Genomic DNA, 10,548 nt, shown 5'->3' with positions numbered 1-10,548 from the left:
CTCCATCGCTCAGTGCATCAGTTGCTTCTCCACAGCCCACTATTGCGGGAATGCCAAGTTCGCGAGCGATAATTGCTGCGTGGCAAGTGCGCCCACCTCTATTGGTCACAATTGCTGATGCTTTTTTCATGACCGGTTCCCAATCCGGGTCTGTCATATCAGTCACAAGCACATCGCCTTCTTGAACCAGTGACATTTGATCCAGGGAGTCCACCAGCCGTACTTTTCCGCTGCCAATGCGCTGACCAATGGCACGGCCTTCGATCAACACGTCCGCTTTATTATTGAGTTCATAACGTTCAATGACATTTTGCTCATTTTGCGAACAGACGGTTTCTGGTCTTGCCTGCACGATATAGAGCTTTCCGTCGATACCATCTTTGGCCCATTCGATGTCCATTGGGCGCTTATAATGCTTTTCGATGATGATAGCTTGCTTGGCGAGCTCTTTAATTTCATCGTCGTTGAGTGAGAATTGCAGCTGTTCTTCAGGCGTCGTATCAATGATATCGACTTGCTTACCAATCTCTTGATTATCTGAATAAATCATTTTGATAAGTTTTGAACCAAAGGTTTTCTTTACGATTGGCACTTGCCCTGCTTCTAAAAGCGGTTTGTGCACGTAGAATTCATCGGGGTTCACTGCGCCCTGAACGACCATTTCACCAAGCCCCCAAGAAGAGGTGATGAAGACGACTTGGTCAAAACCCGATTCCGTATCTAACGTAAACATAACCCCTGATGAAGCTTTGTCAGAGCGCACCATGCGTTGAATACCCGCGGAAAGCGAAATTCCACGATGATCAAAACCTTGGTGGACACGGTAAGAGATCGCTCTGTCATTGAACAAAGACGCATAAACATGTTTCGTGGCTTCAAGTACCGCATCGATGCCTTTCACATTCAAAAATGTTTCTTGTTGACCCGCGAAAGACGCGTCAGGAAGATCTTCCGCCGTCGCGGATGATCGTACTGCCACCGATAATTCTTCGTTGCCATCGATAAGACTGCGGTAGTCATCACGAATCGCTTGTTCTAGGTCGCCAGGAAATGGCGCTTTTAACACCCAATTCCGTATTTGAGCCCCGGTTTTTCGTAGCGCGTCGACATCTTCAACGTCGAGTTCGTCGAGTAATTGATGGATACGCTCATCAAGACCCTCAAAATCAAGAAATTGGTTAAACGCATGAGAGGTGGTAGCAAACCCGTTTGGTACTGACACACCAGCGTTTGAAAGGTTAGAAACCATTTCACCTAGTGAGGCATTTTTACCGCCGACTTTGTCGACGTCTTCCATGGACAGGCGATTAAACCAGAGAGTGTTCTTATGCATGAATTTCTCCGAATGCATTGCAGCTTTAATTGTAGGGGAAAGGCAAACGATTACGTAAGAGCTGAAAAAAATGCAAACAATTTTCTCAAGCTGTGGAGTACGTAATTGCATACCAGGTTTTGTTATCGTTATTATGGTGTGCATGATACTCAACATTATTTGATAGAATAAACAAAATATGCAAATTGATATTGAAAGTCGTGATGTGTTCTATGTTTCTGACGGCACAGCGATCACTTGTGAAACACTTGGGCATGTTTTGCTTGGGCAATTCTCTTTTTCTGCAAATGAGAAAACATTTCCCTTCGTTGAGACGGAAGACAAAGTGTCGGATGTTGTTAAAGAGATCGAACAAAGCTTTGTCAGAACAGGACAAAAGCCACTGGTGTTTTTTTCAATCGTCCTTCCTAGCGTTAGACAGATTTTACTCGAGAGTTCAGCATTTTGTTACGATGTGCTTGAAGGGCTTGTACAGAAAATGCAGTCCGACCTTGATATGAAGCCAACCCCTAAACTGCAACGTTCTCGTAGCGTAAACCGTGACTCCGCCACCTACTTTGACCGAATTGCTGCCATTGAATATACCCTAGCCCACGATGATGGCATCACCCTTAAAGGCATTGAAAAAGCCGATATCGTATTACTTGGTGTGTCACGCAGCGGTAAAACCCCAACAAGCTTGTATATGGCGATGCAGTTTGGTTTGCGAGTCGTCAATTATCCTTTCATTGATGATGACATTAAAGCCATGAAGCTTCTGCCCGAATTTGAAATTCATCGTCATAAGTTATTTGGCCTCACCATTGATGCGCAACGCTTGACCGAGATTCGCGAAAATCGGTTATCGGGCAGTGATTATGCCAGTACCGAGCAATGCAAACTTGAACTACAAAGTGTAGAGGCCCTGTTTAGGCGGGAAGCCATTCCTTATATCAATACTTCTTCGCTGTCTGTTGAAGAAATCTCCACACGTATTCTAGAAAAGGCCGGATTAAAACGGCGATTGGTGTAGTTTATTAATGTGTATAGTTTATTAATTTGAATAGTTTAATAATGGGTACCGCGTAGGAATTGCGACAGCTTAGCCATTCGTGTCGCTGAAAAGTCGTGTCGATAAGTCGTGTAGTTAAAAAGCAGTGAGGCCTACCTCTTCTCTCAGCGGTAGGCTTCATCTTTGATTATGTGCTTCTAAGCCAGTTTGTATCTCACTGGGCTGCACCGCTCGCTCTATTTTAGTTTACCCACGTCGGGAAAAGTGACAGTGTCTCCTTTTGCGAGCAATATCTGTATTTTATTCGGCCTACCGTTTGAATCTAAATACACTTCTCCGATCGAACTTTGATTGATTAAGCGCCTTTCCCCATCAAAGTCAGGATCTCGCTTATAAATCTTCATATTCTTACGCTTGGTGAATAGATTGAGAGGGGACCTTGGGCTATACAGTGCCCTGTCAAGCGCATCGCAGACCTTTAATAGCGGATCTGGGAACTCATTCTTTAAACCACTTGCGGTAATTTGATAAATATTGGGGCTGCTTTTACTGAATCTGAGGCGAATGTCGTAAGCAAATGAGTAATGCACGTCACCCGACAAAATGACAAAATTGGTGGGTGTCTTTGAATGGGTAAAGATACTTAGCAATGTGTTCGCTGAACCTGGGTGTGCCATCCAGTTCTCGGCGTCAATCAATAGCGGCTGTCCAAGGGCGGTTGCGGCTCGCTGTAACGTTTCTATAAATTTCACGCCAAACATAGGCGCAGGAGAAACGATGATCACCGCGGGTTCATTGATCAGCGAGTGTTGCAGTTCAGTCAGTGCTTCCCAATCCATCAGTCCAGAAGGTTTGTTCATTTTTGATTCTGAACGCCATCGTCTTGTCCTTGTATCGAGAACCAGGATCTTAGGGCTCGTTTCAATGGAATAATGCCATTGCTCAAACTGATATAGCGACGCAATGAGCGCATCATGCGTTTCGCTATGAGTTTCAAGAAATACGTTTTTCACGCTATTAATGAATGCATCATTGAATTGAGTCGGCGCGTTGCCCCACCCTTGAAAAAGCCAGTAGCTGATAAGCGCATTGCCAATAATACGATTGGAAAAAGCGTGTTGGTATGCGGCTTGCTCCCACCCTCGAGTTAAGTTCCAATCATCAGTAACATCGTGGTCATCGAAGATCATATAAGTGGGAATATGCGCCATCAAGCGGCGAACAGAAGAGAGCCCTGCAATAAACTCTTCAATGATTGGATACTCTTTCTCCCACAAATTCTTCCATTTTACGTCGAGTTCTTTTCCCGCATGGACAAAATTGTTTTTCTTTAACGCACTATTGTCGACGTATGCCCACAGCGTTGGGGACCAAACAAGTAAGTACATGGCGTTAAACTCTGCCAAAGAAATGAGGTGATTCCCCGACTCTCGAGAGCTAAACACGGGCACACGTCGAGTCAACCAGTTTCTGAGTCGTTCATGTCGGCTGAGAACGCCTTCCCCTCCATCTAAATAATGTGGCAAGATTTTATTTCTGCGATAAAAATTGTCTTCGTGTTTGTATAGATCTGAAGACGATTTTATCGGTGCCTCTTCAAATTCTTCCTCATTAAGGCCGAGTAATGTAATGACCTGTTGAATCGCATCCAGTGTTGGGCCAGCAACATGATCAGCGTAGATTTGATCACCGCTCATCATGAGTAAACAAGGTCTTTCTTCAATAGGAAGAAGCGCAACTTTTTTGTCTGCGGTAACAAGCGCATCTTGACTTGGGTAATGTGGATTACGGCAGGAACCGTGCATGACGTAATCAGCGTTGGTTTTAATGTCAAATTGCGGCCGGGTTTCTTCGTTGTACAGCAGATCGGGAATCAAATCTCTTAAGTTGCCATGCTCGGTCACTACATCATATTCAAGAGGCTCGTTTGTAGGAAAGTCTCCCGAAAGATGAAGCTGATACACCCATGCTCGTTTGCCTATTTTTACATGTTCGCCTTCTTCTAGCTTTGCTTTGACAATCTGTTTGTCATCATTCTTCTTAAATAATTCGAAATGCCCGATTAGAGGTGTTGAAACAGCCAACCAAATAGTGAGCTCAGAACGAGAACATTTTCTAAGTATAGGACCAGATAAAACAACAGGTAACGCACTATTAATGAGTGAATTTGGCTCTGTATTGTTGTCGAAGGAATGATCTGAAAGATGACTCGAGTGGCTTGTTTGGGGCTCTACTGGCATACGGTGTGTAAACTCCATTTCGTATAGTACTTTGGCACTCCCGTTAATTTACACCATTTGGTATGACTGTATCCATTTGAATTTCACTTGCTTTAAAATAGTGAGACAAAAGTTAATCAAGGCTCTAAATGAACGGTACGTACGGTACCCTTCCTTTCTAATAGCGACGTTAACGATCGACTAGCCATTGTTGCACGACCTCGAGTGCAATTTCAAAATCGTAGTCTTCTAAATACTGAACTAAAACAGACAACTTTTGACTGGCTTGAGGTACACGCTCAATTAATTCTGAAACTACGGATTTTGATTCAATGTCATAGGCTTCAATTAATATAGCTAAACGCTTAAGATCGTTGATTGGTATGAATTGCTCTGCATCATTCGTCTCCACCGTTTCGTCTTTAACAGACGCTAGTGACAACGAGGGACGACTCAAAGAAGTTCTAAGCTGATGCTCTAGTGGCGACAACTCTTCTTTCAAATCATTTAGTGAGGATTCATTAACACCAAAGCATAGCTCGAAAGAAAAACAGCTCCCTTTACCCAGTTCACTTTCTACCGTTATATCCCCCCCCATCACAGACACTAGTTGCTGACTAATATTTAGCCCTAATCCAGTACCGCCATACTTTCGCGTCGTTGAGGCATCCGCTTGAGAGAAGGCTTTAAAAAGGTCTTGTTGCTGTTCAATACCGATGCCAATGCCAGTGTCAATGACCTCAAACTGAAGTTTGGCAAACTCTTCAGAACGCTCCACCAACCTGACGTTAAGTGAAACTTCGCCATTTGACGTAAACTTAATTGCATTCCCTATTAAATTGAGAAGAACTTGAAACAAGCGAACAGAATCTCCGATGAGACTATTTGGGATCTTCTGGTCGGCGACTAAAAGAACCTTAACAGGTTTGTCTTTCGCCGACACAGACGAGACATCATTAAGCCCCTCAAGAACGGTAGATAACTGAAACGGAGCCTTCTCAATATTGAGTTTGCCCGCCTCAATTTTAGAAAAATCGAGAATATCGTTAATAATACTGAGTAAAAACTCCGCAGAACGGTGTACCTTTTTCACGTAGTTTTTTGCTTGCGGACTTTGTTCTTCCTGAAGCGCTAAATAGGCCATGCCAAGAATTGCGTTCATCGGCGTACGAATTTCATGACTCATATTCGCTAAGAAATCTGACTTAGCTTGATTCGCCGCGTCAGCTGATATCATCGCTTGGTTTAATTGTTCATTCAGCTCTTTCAACTCTGATATATCATAAGCCCAAAAAAGAGTCGCCGTTTCCCCTTCATTCTTAATAAGGTAGTAACTGGTCAACGCCGTGAATGCTTTTCCATTCATGGTGTTTAGCGTTACCTCTTTATTAATAACGTGTTTTTTTTCTAGTAACTCTCGATAAATTTCACGGAGGGTACTGTTTGTTGAATAGATAGACTCTACATTTACGTTGCTAACAACTTCAGAGCCAATGTCAAATAGGTCAAGCGCAGTGTCGTTCGTGTAAACGACTTTGTCATTTTGGATAATTGCAGCGGCGATAGGAGAGGCGTTCAGTACACCAATCAATTGTTCTTGCAGAATAACCGCTTCAGCTTGAGCCTGTTTTGTTCTTTGTACTTCGGTTTTAAGTCGACGATTCCAGATTAAACTGATAATGATAAACAACATTGAAAACCCAGTGACCAAATAGATCAATTGATAATTCGTGTTGTCGATAGTTTTGGGCGCAGACCACTTTGAGATAACGGATGTTTTCTGCTGTTGATCAATAGAGCGTATGGCCTTATCAATAATTGAATTTAATATCGGCTCATCGCTAGAAATATGAAATGTCGGAGAGACAACATAATTTGAACGCCCTACAATTCGCATATCATAGTAACCGTGATGACTAATTAAATAGTTGAGTACATGCACTGTATCCAACATGGCATCTAACTCGCCTTTTTCCACTTGGTCTAATCCGTCGCTCGTATTGTCAATCATCACCCAATCAATATCTGGGTAAGTCGCTAGCAGAACTTTCGTATTAGAAGCGCTTTCTAATACACCAACGCGCCATCCCATCAGATCTGGTAGGAGCACCCCACTGGTGTCTATCTTTGAGGCTATCGCTAAAGGGCTAGATATAATGGCCAGAGCAGGTTGATATTCACCAGTGAACGTTCGGTTTTCAACCGCTGCGGAAATCATAGTTACATCATTATTATTAATAAGTTGAGTGGCTTCAACCCAAGACTTAACATGAACGGGTTCGACCAATAATCCTGTTTTCGCATTGATTATTTCGATGAATTCAGCAATCATTCCTATATATTTACCGTCGCTGGAAAATCCTTCGTATGGTAATGCATTGGGGTCAACTGCCATTCTCTGGTTTGGATTTGATGAAATCCACTCCAGCTCTTCAGGTGTTAAATTTAGAATCTGCCCGGTAAGTTCATTTTCTTCATAAATTTTGTCTATATAGATCCGTTCATTTTCCTCTAAATGCTGAAAAAGGTCCAAAGACGGTAAATAAGCGTAATTACTGTCCATATTTTTAAGGTCGAAGTGGAATGTCACAACTCCTACTTTAACGTCACCATTTTCAGAGGAATAAATACTGTCTTTTGAAACACTGGTATAACTTGACGTATTAAAACTTTGGTCTTCGATTAACCTTCCGCCCGAATTGATAACGCTATACAATTTTTCCCCTTCTTTATTGCCCAATATCTCTATCGCAGCAAGATCTTGCGCTAAATCAAAAATTTCTACAATCGATTCAATCCCTTTAGTATCATCCTTGTATAAATACATCGCCAGTACTTGCGCGATAACATGCATTCGCTTTAACTGTGGACGAAAATCCATTTCTATGTGTTTTGTGACAAACTGACGAATCGCTGGTTTGTTGGCGAGAACACTGTTTAGGGAAGCGTTAAAACGATCTCGATGCTCTCTCTTCCTAAATTCAACATATATTGGGAAGGAGGCAGTAAATGAACTATGCCTATTTATTGTATTACGATTGACATCACTTTCGTGTTGCAAGTACCAATCTAGTACACGTGTCTCAACGATCAGTACATCAACTGATTGATTATTCAGTGCTTCAAAGGCTGATTTTAACGATGGATAATCAACAGCAGATTTCAGTTCAGTTTGCTCTAAAAATGCGTCGACTGCTTTCCGGCTAGGGGAATCGCCATCTTGTATAACTGCGCCAACTCTCGCTCCCTCTTCGATGTTTGAACGCGTTAGGGTTAGCTCTCTGGAAACAAGAGATACCGCGATGTATTCAACGTCGACTAACGAATCCGAATAATAGTGGTTACCAGGTAATTTACTGACAATTCCAGAATTAAAATCTATTTCTGAATCGTTCGTCAATATGTTTGTACGTCTTGAGTGTACTGCCCGGTGGGAATCACCGATTTGAAATCCCATATTATTAAAAAGCTCTTGAAGTAAGGAATACTCTATACCTATGGTAGGTGAATCAGCGTACATGTACGGAGGGTTACCAAAATCAAACACACCATCTAGCTTGATACGATATGGGTTATCTTTTAACCATTTACTTATTATGTAGTTTTGACTTTCGTAACTCATTTGACCGAGTGCTTTATTCATTACAGCGTGGAGAACGGTAGCGTCTTTATGAAGAGTAAAGCTAGCAAATGACGTAAACCAATCTTTTACAATGCCATTCGGCTTTAAGTTTTCAATACCAAATTCAGAAGCTAGGTTCATTGCAGAGACTAACTCACTGATCATTCCGTAGGCTTCGCCTTTACTCACTGCCCTTAACGCCGCCGCTTTAGTCTCGAAGACTATTGTTTTCATGTCAGGGAAAAAACCATTCACCAAGTCTTGTGTGTCCGACCCATCTACAACCGCTAAAGTAATAAGCTTAAACTGTTCTGTCGTATGAATAATAGGCGAAGAATACTGCGTAATTAGCTGTTTTTGATAAGGAAGGTAATCGTTTGTGTGAAGATATTTGTCGTCGTTCCCGATTTTATGAAAACTGATGGGTAAAACATCTATCTTACCTGAGTCTAATAATTCATTTGCACCCTTCCAACTCTCAACGCGAACATAGTTGACTCTTAGGTGAGTTAACTCTGCAATTTCCCGAATGAAATCGTGCACAATGCCATCAACCTCACCTCGATCGTTTTTAAAGAGGTATGGATAGCTGTTCTGAGTTAAGGCAACATTTAACTCTTTGTTTTGTGATAACCATATCCGTTCTTCAGGAGTGAAATTAAACGTTTCATTGGGCCATACAGAGGAAGAAAACAACACAAAGCCCAATAGAAAACTATTAAGCAACAATCGATTATTCCGCCAGAACTTCATAAACAAACCGTGAATTAAAGCCTCCATCGCTTAATCTTTAAATTTCGATTGAATGGCTAAAATTTCATCGAGGTTATTTAAAAATAGGGTCACTAAATTTGGGTCAAAATGCTGCCCTTTTTCCTCTTTCAATAGCGCTATGGTCCTTTCAAGACTCCATGCTTCCTTGTACGGTCTATCTGATGTTAACGCATCGAAAACGTCAGCAATGGCGGCTATTCTCGCAACAAGTGGGATTTGCTCGCCACTTAGTCCTTGTGGGTATCCATGACCATTCCACTTTTCATGATGGTTTTGCGCTACCTGCACAGCCATTTCCAACAATTTGGACCCAGCTGTATCCCCTAATATATCAACCCCAATATTGACATGGGTTTGCATTGTCTCCCATTCCGATTTGCCTAACTTTCCTGGTTTTAGGAGTACGCAATCTGGGATGCCTATTTTTCCTATATCGTGCATAGGAGCCGCTTCTCGCAATAAATCTGCGTCTTCCAGTGGCATTCCACTGGCCAGGGCGAGTACGTGACAGTAGTGACTCATTCTGAGTACGTGCATTCCCGTCTCGTTGTCTTTGTATTCCGCGGCACGTCCCAGCATTTTAACCATTTCTACTTTACTGAGGTTGATTTCACTCGTTTGTTCTTTAACTTTCAGATACAACGCTTTCTTCTGATCGTATAAAGCCAGCTGCGTTTGTACCCGTTGTATCGCCACCGCAGGTGTAACCGGTTTTGTTATATAGTCAACAGCACCAAGGCTTAACCCTTTTATTTCATCTGCGGGAGATATTTTTGCAGTAACAAAGATAATGGGAATATGAGCGGTATTAGGGTGTTCCTTTAAGAGCTTGCATACTTGGTATCCATCAATGTCTGGCATCATAATATCGAGAAGAATAAGGTCAGGCTGTGGCGTCATTTGAGCCAACTTAATCGCAACTTTACCACTTTTAGCAGCTTTAACTTGATAAGTACCTTTGAATAAGCCAGTCAATACATCTAAGTTTTCAGCAGTATCATCAACGATCAACAGTGTCGCTCTTTCTGTCATTACCTTCCCTCTTCCACGATAACATAATGAAATTATGAATTATTCTTAGAAAGTGTAGAAGTAAAATCACTATTACGCGAATCGTTTCGTCGCCTATTTATAAACGTGCTAGCCGTATCATGTTTTGAAAGGAATCATGGATGGTATTAGCGTAACTTGTATGTCTATCTTCGTGTGTTCATCTTGTCTATACATCAATGCTAATATGACTTGCGCATGAACTAACCCTGTTTCTGCTTATGATTTAATTTTAATTTTCTTATTTGAAACAAAAAGCGACCTAAGGAAGGTCGCTTTGAAAATTAAATAAACAACGAGATTATTAAATTTTTAAGCCATTCTTTGACCGGGCGTCCAACGTGCCAATTCAGGTGTTAGTTTAACGCCTTGAGACGTTAATAAGTTAATACGAGCAAGATAAGCAGCGCCGTGCATTAGGTGCTTTGCGAGATCAACGGCGTTACGTTGGGTGTAATCATCTAGGTAGCTGTCTTTCGCCCACTCATTAAATGCACCAAGCGCAGGACCGGCCCACACCTGGTAATCCATTTCGCGCCCCTTCTCTCCTGTGTTTGAC

5 protein-coding genes and 1 pseudogene are annotated in these 10,548 nt (G+C 42.1%); 1 reads left to right on the top strand and 5 read right to left on the bottom strand.

From position 1 onward, the window contains the following. The coding region (gene ppsA, locus ACP45E_RS10370) for a phosphoenolpyruvate synthase (RefSeq protein WP_083251595.1) at positions 1 to 1,333 on the bottom strand (1,333 nt) is incomplete at its 3' end. A gap of 178 nt (positions 1,334 to 1,511) precedes the next feature. Between ppsA and ppsR the strand changes: the two genes are divergently transcribed. Then, on the top strand, positions 1,512 to 2,345 hold the full coding sequence (gene ppsR, locus ACP45E_RS10365; protein WP_017037957.1) for a posphoenolpyruvate synthetase regulatory kinase/phosphorylase PpsR: 834 nt from the start codon (positions 1,512 to 1,514) through the stop codon (positions 2,343 to 2,345). 215 nt (positions 2,346 to 2,560) lie between these two features. Here the strand turns inward: ppsR and ACP45E_RS10360 are convergent, their stop codons facing one another. The 4 genes and pseudogenes from ACP45E_RS10360 to ACP45E_RS10345 form a co-directional block, all read right to left on the bottom strand. Next, positions 2,561 to 4,564 carry an alkaline phosphatase D family protein gene (locus tag ACP45E_RS10360; RefSeq protein WP_017037956.1) on the bottom strand — a complete coding sequence of 668 codons (2,004 nt, stop codon included), beginning with the start codon at positions 4,562 to 4,564 and terminating at the stop codon, positions 2,561 to 2,563. Between the two features lie 169 nt (positions 4,565 to 4,733). Then, a complete protein-coding gene (locus ACP45E_RS10355) occupies positions 4,734 to 8,945 on the bottom strand; it encodes an ATP-binding protein (protein ID WP_017037955.1) in 4,212 nt (1,403 codons plus the stop codon). Positions 8,946 to 8,948: 3 nt separating this feature from the next. Then, on the bottom strand, positions 8,949 to 9,971 hold the full coding sequence (locus ACP45E_RS10350) for an HD domain-containing phosphohydrolase (RefSeq protein WP_017033564.1): 1,023 nt from the start codon (positions 9,969 to 9,971) through the stop codon (positions 8,949 to 8,951). A 330-nt stretch (positions 9,972 to 10,301) separates the two neighbouring features. Further along, positions 10,302 to 10,548 (bottom strand): annotated as a pseudogene (locus ACP45E_RS10345) (2-nitropropane dioxygenase); the annotation flags it as partial.

Origin of the sequence: Vibrio genomosp. F10 str. 9ZD137, assembly GCF_049974785.1 — a bacterium.
Lineage (GTDB): Bacteria > Pseudomonadota > Gammaproteobacteria > Enterobacterales > Vibrionaceae > Vibrio.
The sequence above is the reverse complement of the archived record's forward strand: the minus strand, read 5'-3'. Positions and strand labels throughout refer to the sequence as shown.

Bases quoted from the DNA above. Each gene is read 5' to 3' on its own strand.
- ppsR (WP_017037957.1), top strand. From the start codon at position 1,512: ATGCAAATTGATATTGAAAGTCGTGATGTGTTCTATGTTTCTGACGGC.
- ACP45E_RS10360 (WP_017037956.1), bottom strand. From the start codon at position 4,564: ATGCCAGTAGAGCCCCAAACAAGCCACTCGAGTCATCTTTCAGATCAT.
- ACP45E_RS10355 (WP_017037955.1), bottom strand. From the start codon at position 8,945: ATGGAGGCTTTAATTCACGGTTTGTTTATGAAGTTCTGGCGGAATAAT.
- ACP45E_RS10350 (WP_017033564.1), bottom strand. From the start codon at position 9,971: ATGACAGAAAGAGCGACACTGTTGATCGTTGATGATACTGCTGAAAAC.